The sequence below is a fragment of the Pseudomonas sp. AIG genome, assembly GCF_977020205.1.
The window spans coordinates 66,771-83,845 of sequence record NZ_CDROCK010000018.1; the positions used below are offsets into that span (position 1 = coordinate 66,771).

Here is a 17,075-nt window from a genome sequence, read left to right on the forward strand (position 1 = left end):
AGCAGGTCGGCGAGTGTGGCTGTTAACAGGCACGGTCACGACTCATTTATAGATACAGGGATTTGTCCCTGGCCTGTTGAAGCTGTTTCCCTGAAACAGCTTCCTGATAAAAGGATTGCCTCATGGCTCTCGACGTTCAAGAAAAAGCTCAAATCGTTGCTGACTACCAGCAAGCTGTTGGTGACACTGGTTCGCCAGAAGTGCAAGTTGCACTGCTGACCCACAACATCAACAAGCTGCAAGGTCACTTCAAGGCCAACGGTAAAGATCACCACTCCCGTCGTGGTCTGATCCGCATGGTAAACCAGCGTCGCAAGCTGCTGGACTACCTGAAAGGCAAGGATCTGGGTCGTTATCAGACTCTGATCGGTCGCCTGGGTCTGCGTCGCTAATCAGCGATTGCGCTATGAGGTTGGTTGTCTGCCAGACGTCTGCGGTTTACCGCTGGCGCCTTGCAGGCTCCCAGCCTCAAGTTTTATCTGGATACACGTTTTACCCTGGACAGGCGTTGGGCCGATTCCCGACATTGCCCAAGAATTCGCAAGAAACCGATTCCCCCAAGAGCCACAAAGAAGGTAGGACACCGTGAACCCGGTAATCAAAAAATTCCAGTTCGGTCAGTCGACCGTTACCCTCGAGACTGGCCGTATCGCCCGTCAGGCCTCCGGCGCAGTATTGGTCACCGTTGACGACGACGTCAGCGTATTGGTGACTGTTGTAGGTGCCAAGCAAGCCGATCCGGGCAAGGGCTTCTTCCCTCTGTCCGTTCACTACCAGGAAAAGACTTACGCTGCCGGTAAGATCCCTGGCGGTTTCTTCAAGCGTGAAGGCCGTCCTTCCGAGAAAGAAACCCTGACTTCCCGACTGATCGACCGTCCGATCCGTCCGCTGTTCCCAGAAGGCTTCATGAACGAAGTGCAGGTTGTCTGCACCGTCGTTTCCACCAGCAAGAAGACCGATCCGGACATCGCTGCGATGATCGGTACCTCGGCTGCCCTGGCTATCTCGGGCATCCCGTTCGACGGCCCGATCGGCGCCGCTCGCGTGGCTTTCCACGAAAGCACCGGCTACCTGCTGAACCCGACTTACGAGCAGCAAGCTGCTTCGAGCCTGGACATGGTCGTTGCCGGTACTTCCGACGCCGTACTGATGGTTGAATCGGAAGCCAAAGAGCTGACCGAAGACCAGATGCTGGGCGCGGTACTGTTTGCTCACGACGAATTCCAGGTTGTGATCAACGCGGTTAAAGAATTGGCCGCTGAAGCTGCCAAGCCAACCTGGAACTGGGCTCCTGCTCCAGAAGCCACCGAACTGCTGGGTGCTATCCGTGCCGAGTTCGGCGAAGCGATCTCCCAGGCTTACACCATCACCATCAAGGCCGACCGTTATGCGCGTCTGGGCGAGCTGAAGGATCAGGTGGTTGCCAAGCTGTCCGAAGAAGGTCAGCCTTCGTCCAGCGAAGTCAAAGCCGCTTTCGGCGAAATCGAATACCGCACCGTTCGCGAAAACATCGTCAACGGCAAGCCACGTATCGACGGCCGCGACACCAAGACCGTACGTCCGCTGAACATCGAAGTCGGCGTTCTGCCGAAGACTCACGGTTCGGCGCTGTTCACTCGTGGTGAAACCCAGGCTCTGGTAGTCGCGACGCTGGGCACCGCCCGTGACGCACAGCTGCTGGACACCCTGGAAGGCGAGAAAAAAGACCCGTTCATGCTGCACTACAACTTCCCTCCGTTCTCGGTGGGCGAGTGTGGTCGCATGGGTGGTGCTGGTCGTCGTGAAATCGGTCACGGCCGTCTGGCCCGTCGTTCGGTTTCGGCCATGCTGCCAGCCGCTGACGTGTTCCCGTACACCATCCGTGTGGTTTCGGAAATCACCGAATCCAACGGTTCGAGCTCGATGGCTTCCGTTTGCGGCGCTTCCCTGGCCCTGATGGACGCTGGCGTGCCGATGAAGGCGCCGGTTGCCGGTATCGCCATGGGTCTGGTTAAAGAAGGCGAGAAATTCGCCGTCCTGACCGACATCCTCGGTGACGAAGACCACCTGGGCGACATGGACTTCAAAGTAGCCGGTACCGCCAAAGGCGTTACTGCGCTGCAGATGGACATCAAGATCAAGGGCATCACCGAAGAGATCATGGAAATCGCTCTGGGCCAAGCCCTGGAAGCGCGCCTGAACATCCTCGGTCAGATGAACCAGATCATCGGCCAGTCGCGTACCGAGCTGTCGGCCAACGCACCGACCATGATCGCGATGAAAATCGACACCGACAAAATCCGTGACGTTATCGGTAAAGGTGGCGCGACCATCCGTGCGATCTGCGAAGAAACCAAGGCTTCGATCGACATCGAAGACGACGGTTCGATCAAGATCTTCGGCGAAACCAAGGAAGCGGCTGAAGCAGCACGTCAGCGCGTTCTGGGCATCACCGCTGAAGCCGAGATCGGCAAGATCTACGTCGGCAAGGTTGAGCGCATCGTCGACTTCGGCGCATTCGTCAACATCCTGCCAGGCAAGGACGGTCTGGTGCACATCTCGATGCTGAGCGACGCTCGCGTAGAGAAAGTGACCGACATCCTGAAAGAAGGCCAGGAAGTGGAAGTGCTGGTACTGGACGTGGACAACCGCGGCCGTATCAAGCTGTCGATCAAAGACGTGGCAGCGGCCAAGGCTTCGGGCGTTTAATCACCCCCAGGCTTTAGCGCAATGAAAATGCCCCGCCGTGAAAACGGCGGGGCATTTTTTTGTCTGGCATAAAGATCAAAAGATCGCAGCCTGCGGCAGTTCCTACACAAGTGGTGTGATAACCCGATCGTGTAGGAGCTGCCGCAGGCTGCGATCTTTGCTTTTGTGAAAACCGGTGCTAGGTTTAGCCCACCGCCCGTGTAGCTCAGCCGGTAGAGCAGCGCACTCGTAACGCGAAGGTCGCAGGTTCGATTCCTGTCTCGGGCACCACCGTTTTCCTCACTCGCGCTCATTGCCATGCGGAGTTATGTTCCGCAGGTCAGCTTTTTGTGGGAGAGATGTAAAGACCCGTGTAATTCGTCATGCAAACGTCCTATATTCGGTGCCTGCATGAGCATCGCCCAGCAGTTTTCAGATGATCCCGAATGGTTCCGAAGGCCGGACAATCCGCGTCAGAGAGATCCTTGATGATCCAGATCCATCCTCCATTCTTACGATCAGCGAGAACGCCATGACCGAATTAACTCAAGAGCAACGTCACGAACAGGCGCTGGAAAAGTACATTCTGGACGTACCGGACCTGAAGGAAGAGATCAAGGACCTCAGTCCTGATGATCAGAAAGATCAGATTCAGTGGGCCTTCGAAGACGAGGCTGAAGCCCAGGGCCTGCAGCCGTGGGAACTGACGCTCAAGTACACGAGCACGCCGGAGGAGTTCGAGGCGCAGCGTCTCGTGCTGCACAAAGAGGCGGCCGAAGTGCTGGGTGTCGAGTGGGACGAGTACTGCGAGATGAATAATCTGGTGGTCTGATACAAAAACGCCAGCCTCAACCGGGCTGGCGTTTTTTATTGCGCGCAGTATTCAGAGACTGAGTCGCATCGACAGGTCCACCGCTTTCACATCCTTGGTCATCGCACCGATCGAGATGTAATCCACCCCGGTTTCGGCGATCGGCAGCAGCGTGCTTTCGTTGATGCCTCCGCTGGCTTCCAGTTTCGCCTTGCCGCCGTTCAGGCGCACGGCTTCGCGCATGTCGTCCAGGCTCAACTCATCAAGCATGATGATGTCGGCGCCGGCGGCCAGTGCTTCTTTCAGTTCATCCAGACTTTCCACTTCGACTTCCACCGGTTTGCCCGGCGCAATCTTGTGCGCGGCGGCAATCGCCTGCGGGATGCCACCGCTGGCGGCGATGTGGTTTTCCTTGATCAGGAACGCGTCGTACAGACCGATGCGATGGTTGTGGCAGCCACCGCAGGTCACCGCGTATTTCTGTGCCAATCGCAGGCCCGGCAGAGTCTTGCGGGTGTCGAGCAGTTTGACCTGAGTGGCACCGACGAAGTCGGCCAGGTACTGCGCGCGCGTGGCTACGCCGGAAAGCAACTGCAGAAAATTCAGCGCACTGCGTTCACCGGTCAGCAGCGAACGGGCCGGGCCTTCCAGGTGAAACAACGGCTGATTGGGTTTTACCCGCTCGCCATCGACCACTTGCCAATGCACCGCGACCCGCGGATCGAGCTGACGAAACACGGCATCGACCCAAGCGGTGCCGCAGATGACAGCCGCGTCGCGGGTGATGATGGTGGCTTTGGCCAGGCGTTCGGCCGGGATCAGTTGCGCGGTGATGTCGCCGCTGCCGATGTCTTCGAGCAACGCACGGCGCACGTTGGCTTCGATTTCGGCGGTCAAATCGGCGAGACGTAGATTCGGCATAACGGGCTCCACAAACAAAGTGGTTCGATTATAGGGGCATGGCAGGAGCCAACCCAAGGCGAGAACGCGCGCGTTTGCCTGCATCCGGTCGATTTTGTTTGAGCAAACCGTGCCATGACATGGTCACTGAGAGGGCATAGGGGAAACCCTGACGACTATGGCGTCGGGTACAAGTTATGAAAGATAATCCGCCTTGCATTTGACGTCATGACTTTGACGTCCCTGCGCAGTCGATATTTCTGCCCAAAGAAGAATCACCGTTCCAGGAGGCTTGGATGCACAACGACGGGAAAGTAGTGCCTTTGCACAAGGCTGCTACCGATCAGGCGAATCACTCGCCGCTCGCCCGCCTGCCTGTGATTCTGCTTCAGGTTCGCGACAAGGCTGCCCAGCAACTGCGCCACGGTTTGCAGGAGCTGTTCGATAACGCCGACGACACGCTGTTTGAAATGGCTGATCGGGCGCGCAACGATGTCGAGCAGAACATCTTTTTCGAAGCCATGCGCGACCTGCGTCTGAAGCGCAAAAACATCGAGCGCGGTTTTCTCGAGCAATTCTTCGAAGCCTTCGTCGGTCTGACTCAGTACGATCCCACGCACAACACACTGCCGCACGCCCTCATGTACGACGAGTTCGCTCCGCGTAGCGACGACATGGAACGCAGTGTGGCGGTCGAGACCATGGTCGGTCGCGTACTCAAGCGCGACGGCTTCGCGCTCGATCAACTGACCGCACGCCTCAACGCGCTGCTCGGTAACCCCCTCGACGATCAACATAATCCGCTCGGGCCGGCGATGCTCTGCGAGTTTTTCCTCCAGGCCGGGCGTAATCTGGGCGTGGAAATCAAGGTCAAGCTGATCCTGCTCAAACTGTTTGAGCGTTATGTCTTGGCCGACACCGAACAGCTTTACGCCGAAGCCAATCAATTGTTGCTCGCCACCGGTGTGTTGCCGGAGTTGAAAGCCGCCCCGGCGCGGCGCGCCATTGATCGTGCGATCGCCAGTGTGAACAGCGATGAAAGCGACGATACGCCGCCCGTCGATGAAGGTGTGCAGGAGGTGTTCGCCGCGCTGCAGCAATTGCTCGCGCAGGTGCGTGGCAGTGTTGCCCCGACGCTGGAGCCCAGCGTGGCAGCGCAACCGATTTCCACCCGCGACCTGCTGCGTCTGCTCTCGCACCTGCAACAATACGTGCCGGCGCTGGCAGCGCAGGATGACTTCGATCTGCGCAATCAGCTCGAACAACTGCTGACCCGCGTCAGCGTCAGAAGTGGTAAATCGCGGATCGTCGGCGATGCGGACGAAGACGTGATCAACCTGATCGCCATGGTCTTCGACTGCATCCTTGAAGACCGCACTGTGCCGGATTCGCTCAAGGCCTTGATCGCCCGGCTGCAGATCCCGATGCTCAAGGTCGCGGTGCTCGACAAAAGTTTCTTCAGTCGCAGCACACACCCGGCGCGGCGCCTGCTCAACGAAATCGCCGAGGCGGCGATGGGCTGGGGCGGCTGCGACGGTGAGGCGCGCGACAGCTTGTACCTGCGTATCGAGCAAGTGGTGCAGCGTCTGCTGACTGACTTTGTCGATGATCCGGCAATTTTTTCCGAGTTGCTCGCCGATTTCCTCGCGTTCACCAGCGACGAACGCCGCCGCAGCGAGCTGCTTGAACAGCGCCTGCGTGACGCTGAAGAAGGGCGGGCGAAAACCGAACTGGCCCGGCGCCGGGTCGAACGGGCGTTGAATCACGCGCTGCTGGGCAAAACCCTGCCGCCGTCCGTGGTCACCTTCGTCCACGACGCCTGGAGCAAGGTGTTGCTGCTGACGTGCCTCAAACACGGTGATCAGTCAGCCGAATGGCAGGCCGATGTGCAGACCATGGAGCAACTGATCTGGAGTGTGCAGCGTCATGAAGACGCTGAATCCAGCCTGCGCTTGCTGGCGCTGGTGCCGGGGTTGCTCAAGTCGCTGCGGGATGGCCTGAGCAGTTCGGCGTTCGATCCGTTCGCCACCAGCGAGTTTTTCAGTGAGCTGGAAGCCCTCCATGTGCAGGTGCTGGAGCGTTCCGTTGAGGCGGATCAGGTCGCGCCACTGATCGAGGTGTCGCAGCAAATCGTGTTGCAAACCGCCGACGACAGCAGTCTGGCGATGACATCGGTACGCTTGCCCCATGACGCCGCTGGTCTGCGTCAGGTCGAGCAACTGCGTCTGGGCAGTTGGGTGGCTTTTCAAGAGGACGATGAAAACAGCCTGCGCTGCAAGCTGGCGGCCATCATCGAAGCCACCGGCAAGTATGTATTTGTCGATCGCACCGGCATGAAAGTGCTGGAGCGCGGCCGCATCGCGCTGGCCGTGGAATTCGAACGCGGCGCGGTGCGTGCGCTGGACGACACCTTGCTGTTCGACCGCGCGTTGGAGTCGGTGCTGGGCAATCTGCGGCGACTCAATCGCGGCAAGTGATCGCGCGCCGGGGGCCGATCACGGCATACTGGGCGCCAACACAGTCGGCGTTGAAGGAATCGGTATGCAGTTGGATCCCGCTAGCGGGTGGTGTCACGGGGTGCAGGTCTGCCCATCGCCCAACTTCAATGAACGCCCTGCGGGCGAAATTTCCCTGTTGGTCATCCACAACATCAGCCTGCCGCCGGCGCAGTTCGCCACGGGCAAGGTGCAGGAATTTTTCCAGAATCGTCTGGATGTCACTGAACATCCCTACTTTGCAGGGATCGCCGATCTGCGCGTTTCCGCGCATTTTCTGATCGAACGTGACGGCAAGGTCACCCAGTTTGTCTCCTGTCTTGAACGGGCGTGGCATGCGGGTGTATCGATGTTCGAAGGCCGGGAAACCTGTAACGATTTTTCCGTGGGCATTGAGCTTGAAGGCACCGATGATCTGCCGTTCACCGACGCGCAGTATCAGGCGTTGACGGCGTTGACCCGCCAGTTGCAAAGCGCATTTCCGGCCATCACCGGCGCCCGCATTTGTGGGCACAGCGACATAGCACCCGGGCGTAAGACCGATCCTGGCCCGGCATTCGACTGGGCGCGTTACCGCGCAGCCCTGGCACAAGAGGAAGGACAATGAGTTTTCTGGTGTTACTGCTGGCGCTGTGGATCGAGAAGTTTTCGGCCCTGCGTCATCGGGTTCAACGCGATGGCGGATGGATCCGCGAACTGAACAAACTCGAAACCAGCGCGCGGCTGGCCAAACGGCCCTGGCTGGTGCTGACCATTCTGGTGCTGTTGCCGGTGGCGTTGCTGGCGCTGTTGCTGCTGGTGCTGGAGCCGGTGGCCTACGGTTTGCTGGCGTTGCCGGTGCATTTGCTGGTGGTGATTTACAGCCTGGGGCGCGGTGACTTGCTTGGCGGTCTCGGGCCGTTTCGTGATGCCTGGCGCCGTGAGGATCTGCAAGCCGCGGCGCACGTGGCCAAGCGTGATCTGAATATCTGCGCCGACAGTGGCGAGCAGCTGCTTGAGCGTGTGCAAGGGCATCTGTTGTGGCAGGCCTACCAGAGCTTTTTTGCGGTGATCTTCTGGTATTTCGTGCTCGGTCCGGTGGCGGCACTGGCGTATCGCTTGTTGGCGCTGGCGCAGGAGCACGGCCAGAACCCGGCGCTGGTCGAGCGCGCCGCGCAACTGCGGCATGCCTTCGACTGGCTGCCGGTACGCTTGCTGGCGGCGAGCCTGGCACTGGTCGGCAACTTTGTCGCAGTCAGCCGGGTGATGCTGCATGAACTGCTGAACTGGAACATCAGCGCGGCGCAGCTGATCAACCGGGTCGGTCTGGCGGCGGGGGAGATTCCGCCTCCCGTGGTCGGGCCGGAAGGCATCAACACCCTCGATTGCCTGTGGGAACTGCTGCTGCGTGCGGCGGTGCTGTGGTATGCCGGGTTTGCCTTGTGGACAGTCCTGATCCACTGATTTAAAGAAAGATCAAAAGATCGCAGCCTGCGGCAGCTCCTACAGGGGGATGTGTGTTTCGCGGGCTGCGATGCCGTTAACCTTAAGTTACAAAACCTCCCTTCGATTTGAGCTATACAGAGATGGCGCTCGATAGTGGCTATCTGCTGTCGCCCCGCGCCTGCCAATAAAAACAAGAAAAACCAAGGGAGACTTCCAGTGAAGAGCTTGCTCTATCCCGCCGTCTCGCTGATGAACCGTCTGAGCTTCGGCATGAAGTTCAGCCTGATCAGCGTGCTGTTCCTGGTGCCGATGCTGGTGACCAATTTCTATCTGGTGCGCGATTCCTATCGCGAATTCCAGGGCACCCGAGTCGAGCTGCAAAGCCTTGATCTGCTGGGCAGCAGCCTGGCCCTGCGCCGGGACCTGGAAACCCTCAACAACCTGGTGCAGATCAACGTCACCCTCGGCCAGTCTGGCAAGGCCGGGAATGTCGAGTCGCAGATCACCACCCTCGAACAAGCGGTTCTGACACGCCTGCAAGGGCTGACGGCGATGACCGAGGATCCCGAGCAGATCAAAGTATTCGATGGCAAACGCGATGAAATGATCGCCGCGTTCAAGGCCCAGCAAGCGGAAAACTCGCTGCAGAGCAAAAGCGCGTTGATTGGCAAACTGCTGGCCAGCGCGCAGATTTTCAGCCAGATCATCTCCAGTCAGGCCGGACTGAGCCGCGACAACCAGAGCGATATCCGCCAGCTCAGCGAGCTGGTCACCCTGATCACGCCGAGCGTCACGCAAACCCTCGGTGAAGGCCGGGCCATGGGCTCTTATTCGTTGGGCCAGGGTTTTCTCAACAGTGCTTCGAGCACCCGTTTCGATGAGCTGCTGGTGCAGATCGAAAAACTCCAGGCCGAATACGGTCTGAAGCTGCAGGACGCCCTCGGCTCCAGCAAAGCCGCGCGGGACAACCTCAGCGCGGCGGCCGACAGCAGCAAGGCCTCGCTGAAACAGGCCAGCGAACTGTTCGAAGAGCAGGTGGTGATGGCTGACACGCTCGATGCGCCGTGGCAGGCGTTTTACGATCAAGTCACCGGGCTGATCGACCGGACTTACCAGCTCAACGAAGCCACGCTGAAATTCCTCGATACTCAATTACAGCAGCGTCTGGCGCAGAACCGCACGCACATGGTCTTGCAGGCGGTGGCGCTGTCGGTGGTGTTTGTGCTGATTTTCTATCTCTACGGTGGTTTCTACGCCTCGACCCGCACCACGCTGAAACGCCTCGGAGCGATGATGGACAAGGTCGCGGCGGGCGACATGACGGTCAACTTCAAGGCCAACAGCCGTGATGAATTGGGTGAGTTGGGCGAGGTGTTCAATGGCACGGTGCGCAAGATTCATGACTTGATCGAACGGGTCGGTCAGACCGTCGGCGAGGTCGAGCGCCAGGCCGGGCAGGTCGAGAACGTCTCCGCGCAGAGCAATCAGGCGGTGGCGGGACAGCGTACGCAGATCGAACAAGTGGCGACGGCGATGAATCAGATGTCGGCGACTTCACTGGAGGTGGCACGCAGTGCTGCCGCAGCAGTCAGCAGTGCCCACAGCGTGAATGACGAGACCATCAGCGGTCGTGGCCTGGTCGAGTCGCAGCAGGGCAGCATTGCTGCGCTGGCCAGCGAAATCGACCAGTCGGTGCGGGTGATCAACCAGTTGGCCAGCGACAGCCAGTCGATCAGCCGCGTGCTGGAAGTGATCAAGAGCATCGCCGAACAGACCAACCTGCTGGCGCTCAACGCCGCGATCGAAGCGGCCCGTGCCGGCGAGCAGGGACGTGGTTTTGCCGTGGTCGCCGACGAAGTGCGCACCCTGGCCAAACGCACCCAGCAATCGACCGAAGAGATTGAGCAGATGATCGCCAAGCTGCACGGCGGCGTCGGGGCGGCGGTGAAAGCCATGGGTGTCAGCCATCAGATGGCCAATGGCACCGTCGGGCAATCGGAGAAGGTTCAGCAGGCGCTGGAAAATATCCTCGGGGCTGTGGGAATGATCGTCGATCAGAACCAACAGATCGCCGCTGCCGTTGAGCAGCAAACAGCGGTGGCCCATGACATCGATCAGAACATCGTCGAAATCAACCGCGCCGGCGAGCGCACGGCGCAGGGTGCGCACCAGACCGAAGATGCCAGCCGGGCACTGTCAGCCCAAGTTGTTGAGCTTAAACAACTGATCAGCGCCTTCCGCGTCTGAAACAAGCCGGATCAAAATGTGGGAGCGAGCCTGCTCGCGAATGCAATCTGTCAGTGACATCGCTGTCACCTGACACACCGCCTTCGCGAGCAGGTTTCCTCCCACAAGGTTTTGCGTTTTGTCAGAACCTTTTGTAGTACTTTTTCACTTCCGGCCGTAAGCCCAATCCTGTTTCTCTCCAGACTCTGGCATTTCCCCATCAATGAGCCAGTATCCATACTCAAACTGATCGCGAAGAGGAGGCTGCTCATGTCTGTCGCAACCCTGGGAGTCCAGGGCCGTTGTGCTCATTGTCAGACTACGCTGGCGCTCAAACCCTGGCAGCTCAATGCCATCTCGATCAACGAACCGTTCACCTGCGAGCATTGCCAGAAAACCCTCGAGCTGCGCTGTCCGCAACAGATCAAGCGCTTCAAGTCCCTCGATTCACTGGCGCTGCTGCGCTTCAGTGCTTCGGTGACGGTGTGCACTGCGCTGCTGGTGGCGTTGGTGATGGAATGGGTGGGACTGCTGAGCGTCACCGAACAACTGAACGCGTCACTGATCACGATCTTTGTGTACTTGGTGGTTGTCCGTTACGCGCGCCAGCGTCAGCATCTGACGCTGATTCTGGAGGCCGCCAAGGCGCACGCCGACTGATTACCAGCCGAAAATCTCGCAGCTGTTGGCGGTACTGGCCGTGGCCAGTTGTTGCGGGCTGATATTCATCAGTCGGGCCAGCGCCTCGCAGATCGCCGGCAAATGCGCCGGACTGTTGCGCTGGCCGGGAAACATGACAGGTGCCATGTCCGGCGAATCGGTTTCCAGCACGATCGACTCCAGCGGCAGTTCCGCCAGCACCCGATGCATGCGCAACGCCTGCGGCCAGGTCGGTGCGCCGCCCAGACCCAGTTTGAAACCGAGTTTGATGTACTCCCGTGCTTCTTCACGGCTACCGGCGAAGGCGTGGATGATCCCCGCGCGTTTGAGTTTGAAGCGTTTAAGCGTCGCGATCACCGCCGCGTGGCTGCGTCGCACATGGATCAGCGCCGGCAAATGAAAGTCAGCGGCCAATTGTAGCTGCGCCTCGAACAGCGCCTGTTGCCGCTCGCGGTCCAGGGTTTCGATGAAGTAATCCAGACCGATCTCGCCCACCGCACACAACTGTCGATGACCATGCAGCTGGGTCAGCCAATCACCGAGTGCCGACAAATCTTCGGGACGATGCTGATCGAGATACACCGGGTGCAGACCGAACGCCGCGTACAGGTCCGCATCGCTCTGCACCAGATCCCACACCCGTTGCCAATTACCCTGGTAAACGCCCAACACCACCATCCGCCGCACCCCGAGGGCGCGGCTTTCGGTAAGCAACGCCGAACGATCGGCGTCGAAGTCGGGGAAGTCGAGGTGGGTGTGGCTGTCGATCAGCTCCACGGCTCAGTCTCGGTGAATACGCTGCTTGAAGGTCCGCGCAATGGCCTGCACGCCGGGCTTGTATTGCGACTGTTCGACGGCGGCCAGCGCCAGTTCCAGCGCCTTGTCGGCGATCAACTGGTGCTGCTGGGCCATGGCGTTGACCGGCAGCGGCAGGAAATCCAGCAACTGCGTATCACCGAAGGTGCCAAGGCGCAGTGGGCGCGACTTCAGCGGGAAGTCATGCAGCGCATCGAACACGCCTTGCAACAGTACGTAGGAAGTCGTCACCAATGCGTCGGGCAAATGCCCAAGACGTTGCAGGAGTTCTTCCATCAATTGCTTGCCGCATTCGCGGCTGAAAGATTCCGCATGCTCGACCAGCACTTCGCCTTTGAAGTCGACCAGCGCCTGTTTGAAACCGGCGGCACGTTCCTGGCTGATGCTCAGTTCCGGGCGCGCGCCGAGCAGCACAATCTGCTTCAGTTGCGGATCGAGCAGGCTCTGGGTCAGGTGCAGGCTGGCCTCACGGTCGTCACTGATCACCGAGCAGAAATGCTCGGGTTCCATGACCCGGTCAATGGCGATGATTGGCAGCCCTTTGGCCTGCAACTGCCGATAGCTGTCATCACCGGCTGGCAGGCAACTGGCGACGATCAGCGCATCACAGCGACGCGCGCGGAACAGTTGCAGTAACTGGCGCTCGCTGTCGGGCGCATCGTCGGAGCTGGCGATCAGCAACTGATAACCGCGCGCCCGCGCACCTTGTTCGAGCAGTTTGGCGATCCGCGCGTAACTGGGGTTTTCCAGATCCGGCAGAATAAAGCCCAGCGTGCGCGTATGCCGACTGCGCAGCCCGGCCGCTTGAGGGTTTGGCGTGAAGCCGTGCAGATCGACCACCGCCCGCACCCGCTCGACGGTCGCGGTGCTGATGCGTTGCTGTTCGGCCTTGCCGTTGATGACGTAGCTGGCGGTGGTCACGGACACTCCGGCCAACCGCGCGATATCACTGAGTTTCAACCCGGGATTTCCTTGTTTTTGCGAGCTTGCCGCAACATTTTCGCCAATCCTACCCGATTAGGGCAGGCGACTATTGTCGCAACGCATCCGACAAGTTGGACTTCAAGGATGGGACATTATCGAGTAACGTGCCGATCAATCTAGATTAAACGTTTCAGCAAGCGTATTTTCTACGTTTTAGACGTCTTTGGCCGGTTCTGCCGTGAAACCGCCAAAACTGCCGCTGAAAAGCAAAGCGGTAAAGCGCCTAAGCTGCAAACCATTCAAAACAATACCTGGCACTCATAAAGCGCCAAAAAGGAGATCGCATGCTCGAGCTCACTATAGAGCAGATATCCATGGGCCAATCGGCCGTGGATAAACCCGCTGCCCTGCAACTGCTGGCCAATCACCTGGTGGCCGATGGTCTGGTCGCCGACGGCTACCTCGCCGGCTTGCAGGCCCGCGAGGCCCAGGGCTCGACCTTTCTCGGTCAAGGTATTGCCATTCCTCACGGCACCCCGGAAACCCGCGATCAGGTGTTCGCCACAGGCGTGCGCCTGATGCAGTTCCCGGAAGGCGTGGATTGGGGCGATGGCCAGATCGTTTATCTGGCGATTGGCATCGCCGCCAAATCCGACGAACACCTGCGCCTGCTGCAACTGCTGACCCGCGCCCTTGGCGAGACCGATCTGGGCCAGGCTTTGCGTCGTGCCAGTTCGCCTGAAGCGCTGCTGAAACTGCTGCAAGGCGCGCCGCAGGAGCTGGCGCTGGATGCGCAGATGATCGGCCTCGGCGTCTCGGCCGATGATTTCGAAGAGCTGGTCTGGCGTGGCGCGCGCCTGCTGCGTCAGGCCGATTGTGTGAGCAACGGTTTCTCGGCGGTGCTGCAACAGGTCGAAGCGCTGCCGTTGGGCGACGGGTTGTGGTGGTTGCACAGCGAGCAGACCGTGAAGCGTCCGGGGCTGGCGTTCGTGACGCCGGACAAACCGATGCGCTACCTCGGCAAGCCGCTCAGCGGTCTGTTTTGTCTGGCCAGCCTTGGCGAAGCGCACCAAGCGCTGCTCGAACGTTTGTGTGCGTTGCTGATCGAAGGTCGCGGCCATGAATTGGGCCGCGCCACCAGCAGTCGCAAAGTCCTCGAAGTGCTCGGCGGTGAGTTGCCCGCCGACTGGCCAAGCGCACGCATTGCCCTGGCCAACGCCCATGGTTTGCACGCGCGCCCGGCGAAGATCCTTGCGCAACTGGCGAAGAGTTTTGATGGCGAGATTCGCGTGCGCATTGTCGATGGTCAGGACAGCGCCGTGTCGGTGAAGAGCTTGAGCAAACTGCTCAGCCTCGGCGCCCGTCGCGGTCAGGTGCTGGAGTTGATCGCCGAGCCGAGCATTGCCGCTGATGCCTTGCCGGCCTTGCTCGCTGCTATCGAAGAAGGCCTTGGCGAAGAAGTCGAGCCGCTGCCCGCCGTCAGTCAGCAACGCGAAGTCATCGCCGACATCGCCGAAGTACTGATCGCTCCGGCGTCCGGCGCTCAGTTGCAAGCAATCCCGGCAGCCCCGGGCATTGCCATCGGGCCTGCGCATATTCAAGTGCAACAAAGCATCGATTATCCGTTGCGGGGCGAGTCCGCCGCCGTCGAGCGCGAACGCCTCAAACAATCGCTCAGCGAAGTACGCAGCGATATCCAGGGCTTGATCGAACGCAGCAAAGCCAAAGCCATCCGCGAAATCTTCATCACCCACCAGGAAATGCTCGACGACCCGGAACTCACCGACGAAGTCGACACCCGCCTCAAGCAGGGCGAAAGCGCTGAAGCGGCGTGGATGGCGGTGATCGAAGCCGCGGCGAAACAACAGGAATCGCTGCAGGATGCCTTGCTTGCCGAGCGCGCGGCGGACCTGCGAGACGTCGGTCGTCGCGTGTTGGCACAACTGTGTGGCGTGCAGACGCCGAGCGAACCTGAACAGCCGTACATTCTGGTGATGGACGAGGTCGGCCCGTCCGACGTCGCGCGGCTGGACCCGGCACGTGTCGCGGGGATTCTTACCGCTCGCGGCGGCGCCACCGCGCACAGTGCAATCGTTGCGCGCGCCCTCGGGATTCCGGCGCTGGTCGGCGCTGGCGCGGCAGTGTTGCTGCTCAAACCGGGCACACCGTTGCTGCTCGACGGTCAACGCGGTCGTCTGCACGTCGACGCCGATGCCGCGACCCTGCAACGCGCTACCGAAGAACGCGACAGCCGCGAACAACGCCTGAAGATTGCCGCCGAACAACGCCATCAACCGGCACACACCACCGATGGCCACGCCGTCGAAGTGTTCGCTAACATCGGCGAAAGCGCGGGCGTGATCAGCGCAGTGGAGCAGGGCGCCGAAGGCATCGGTCTGCTGCGTACCGAACTGATTTTCATGGCCCATCCGCAAGCGCCGGATGAGGCCACGCAAGAAGCCGAATACCGCCGCGTGCTCGATGGCCTCGCCGGTCGTCCGCTGGTGGTGCGCACGCTCGATGTCGGCGGCGACAAACCGCTGCCGTATTGGCCGATCGCCAAGGAAGAAAATCCGTTCCTCGGCGTGCGCGGCATTCGCCTGACCTTGCAGCGTCCGCAGATCATGGAAGCGCAATTGCGCGCCTTGCTGCGCTCGGCCGACAACCGTCCGCTGCGGATCATGTTCCCCATGGTCGGCAGCGTCGAAGAGTGGCGTCAGGCCCGCGACATGACTGAACGTCTACGCCTGGAAATCCCGGTTGCCGATCTGCAACTGGGGATCATGATCGAAGTGCCGTCCGCCGCTTTGCTCGCGCCGGTGCTGGCCAAGGAAGTCGACTTCTTCAGCGTCGGCACCAACGACCTGACCCAGTACACGCTGGCCATCGACCGTGGTCACCCGACGCTGTCGGCGCAGGCTGACGGTTTGCACCCGGCGGTGCTGCAACTGATCGACATCACCGTGCGCGCGGCCCACGCCCATGGCAAATGGGTCGGTGTCTGCGGCGAGCTGGCAGCGGACCCGCTGGCCGTGCCGGTGTTGGTTGGCCTCGGCGTCGATGAACTCAGCGTGTCCGGACGCAGCATTGCCGAAGTGAAAGCGCGCATCCGCGAACTCAGCCTGACCCAGGCGCAAACCCTTGCTCAACACGCCCTGGCCGTGGGCAGCGCCAACGAAGTGCGTGCATTAGTGGAGGCCCTGTAATGGCCAAGATTCTTACCCTGACCCTCAACCCGGCGCTCGACCTCACTGTCGAACTGCCACGCCTGGAGGCCGGTGAGGTCAATCGCAGCGATGAGATGCACACCCACGCCGCTGGCAAAGGCGTGAACGTTGCGCAAGTGCTGGCCGACCTCGGCCATCAACTGACGGTCAGTGGTTTTCTCGGCGAAGACAATCTGCAAGCGTTCGAAACCCTGTTCGCCAAGCGCGGTTTTGTCGACGCGTTTATCCGTGTGCCGGGCGAGACGCGCAGCAACATCAAGGTCGCCGAACAGGATGGCCGCATCACCGACATCAACGGCCCGGGGCCGGTGGTCGACGCCGCCGCGCAGCAGGCGTTGCTCGATCGACTGGTGCAGATCGCACCGGGGCACGACGCAGTTGTAGTCGCCGGCAGTTTGCCGCGCGGGGTCACGGCGCAGTGGTTGCGTGAACTGATCGAACGGCTCAATCAACTTGGCCTGAAAGTCGCTCTCGACAGCAGCGGCGCAGCATTGCGCGAAGCGTTGAAAGCCAGTCCATGGCTGATCAAACCGAACACTGAAGAACTCGCCGATGCGCTCAGTTGCGACGTGGTTTCCCACGCGGCGGAAGCGCAAGCAGCGGCGCGTTTGCATGCCCAAGGCATCGAGCACGTGGTGATCTCCCACGGTGCTGATGGCGTGAACTGGTTCAGCGTCGGCTCGGCACTGCATGCCACACCGCCCAAGGTCAGCGTCGCCAGCACGGTCGGTGCGGGTGATTCGTTGCTGGCCGGCATGCTTCACGGTCTGCTCAGCGCCGACACGCCTGAACAAACCCTGCGCACGGCTACTGCGATCGCGGCGATGGCGGTGACCCAGATCGGTTTCGGCATCAACGATGCTGCGCAACTGGCGCAGCTCGAACAGGGCGTGCGCGTGCGTCCCCTGACAGAACAATAAGAGG

Annotated in this window: 13 protein-coding genes and 1 tRNA gene; 11 read left to right on the forward strand and 3 right to left on the reverse strand. The window is 60.4% G+C overall.

Annotation, left to right across the window (positions count from 1 at the left end):
* Window positions 1-122 precede the first annotated feature (122 nt).
* From rpsO to ACWR1S_RS13045, 4 genes are all read left to right on the forward strand, one after another.
* Window positions 123-392 (forward strand): 30S ribosomal protein S15, encoded by a 270-nt coding sequence (gene rpsO, locus ACWR1S_RS13030; protein WP_003177875.1) that lies wholly within the window; start codon window positions 123-125, stop codon window positions 390-392.
* Between the two features lie 193 nt (window positions 393-585).
* Window positions 586-2,688 (forward strand): polyribonucleotide nucleotidyltransferase, encoded by a 2,103-nt coding sequence (gene pnp / locus ACWR1S_RS13035; RefSeq protein WP_454563769.1) that lies wholly within the window; start codon window positions 586-588, stop codon window positions 2,686-2,688.
* Window positions 2,689-2,882: 194 nt separating this feature from the next.
* Window positions 2,883-2,958, forward strand: a tRNA-Thr gene (locus tag ACWR1S_RS13040).
* Between the two features lie 241 nt (window positions 2,959-3,199).
* Window positions 3,200-3,499 (forward strand): DUF6388 family protein, encoded by a 300-nt coding sequence (locus ACWR1S_RS13045; RefSeq protein ID WP_034154593.1) that lies wholly within the window; start codon window positions 3,200-3,202, stop codon window positions 3,497-3,499.
* Window positions 3,500-3,550: 51 nt separating this feature from the next.
* On the opposite strand, the gene nadC is transcribed toward ACWR1S_RS13045, so the two are convergent.
* A complete protein-coding gene (gene nadC, locus ACWR1S_RS13050; protein ID WP_077571044.1) occupies window positions 3,551-4,399 on the reverse strand; it encodes a carboxylating nicotinate-nucleotide diphosphorylase in 849 nt (282 codons plus the stop codon).
* A gap of 275 nt (window positions 4,400-4,674) precedes the next feature.
* Here nadC and ACWR1S_RS13055 point away from each other — a divergent pair, with 275 nt between their 5' ends.
* From ACWR1S_RS13055 to ACWR1S_RS13075, 5 genes are all read left to right on the forward strand, one after another.
* Window positions 4,675-6,855, forward strand: a complete 2,181-nt coding sequence (locus ACWR1S_RS13055) for a DUF1631 domain-containing protein (RefSeq protein WP_454563770.1) — start codon at window positions 4,675-4,677, stop codon at window positions 6,853-6,855.
* A gap of 64 nt (window positions 6,856-6,919) precedes the next feature.
* On the forward strand, window positions 6,920-7,480 hold the full coding sequence (ampD, locus tag ACWR1S_RS13060; protein WP_427120046.1) for a 1,6-anhydro-N-acetylmuramyl-L-alanine amidase AmpD: 561 nt from the start codon (window positions 6,920-6,922) through the stop codon (window positions 7,478-7,480).
* Entirely contained in the window at window positions 7,477-8,316 is an 840-nt protein-coding gene (ampE, locus tag ACWR1S_RS13065; protein WP_454563771.1) for a regulatory signaling modulator protein AmpE, read from the forward strand. Before ampD ends, ampE begins: the two co-directional genes overlap by 4 nt.
* 1,524 nt (window positions 8,317-9,840) lie before the next feature.
* Window positions 9,841-10,545, forward strand: coding sequence for a methyl-accepting chemotaxis protein (locus tag ACWR1S_RS13070; protein ID WP_454563788.1), 705 nt, complete (start codon window positions 9,841-9,843; stop codon window positions 10,543-10,545).
* Between the two features lie 249 nt (window positions 10,546-10,794).
* Entirely contained in the window at window positions 10,795-11,184 is a 390-nt protein-coding gene (locus ACWR1S_RS13075) for a hypothetical protein (RefSeq protein ID WP_454563772.1), read from the forward strand.
* On the opposite strand, the gene ACWR1S_RS13080 is transcribed toward ACWR1S_RS13075, so the two are convergent.
* Both ACWR1S_RS13080 and cra read right to left on the reverse strand, forming a co-directional pair.
* Window positions 11,185-11,961: a TatD family hydrolase gene (locus ACWR1S_RS13080; protein ID WP_454563773.1), complete on the reverse strand. Its 777-nt coding sequence runs from the start codon at window positions 11,959-11,961 to the stop codon at window positions 11,185-11,187.
* Between the two features lie 3 nt (window positions 11,962-11,964).
* Complete coding sequence (gene cra / locus ACWR1S_RS13085) at window positions 11,965-12,960, reverse strand: catabolite repressor/activator (protein WP_454563774.1); 996 nt, start codon at window positions 12,958-12,960, stop codon at window positions 11,965-11,967.
* 308 nt (window positions 12,961-13,268) lie between these two features.
* On the opposite strand from cra, the gene ptsP reads away from it, so the two are divergent.
* Together ptsP and pfkB are read left to right on the forward strand one after the other, a co-directional pair.
* Window positions 13,269-16,130: a phosphoenolpyruvate--protein phosphotransferase gene (ptsP, locus tag ACWR1S_RS13090; protein ID WP_454563775.1), complete on the forward strand. Its 2,862-nt coding sequence runs from the start codon at window positions 13,269-13,271 to the stop codon at window positions 16,128-16,130.
* On the forward strand, window positions 16,130-17,071 hold the full coding sequence (gene pfkB, locus ACWR1S_RS13095; protein ID WP_454563776.1) for a 1-phosphofructokinase: 942 nt from the start codon (window positions 16,130-16,132) through the stop codon (window positions 17,069-17,071). The genes ptsP and pfkB overlap by 1 nt, the downstream gene beginning before the upstream one ends.
* Window positions 17,072-17,075: the final 4 nt, after the last annotated feature.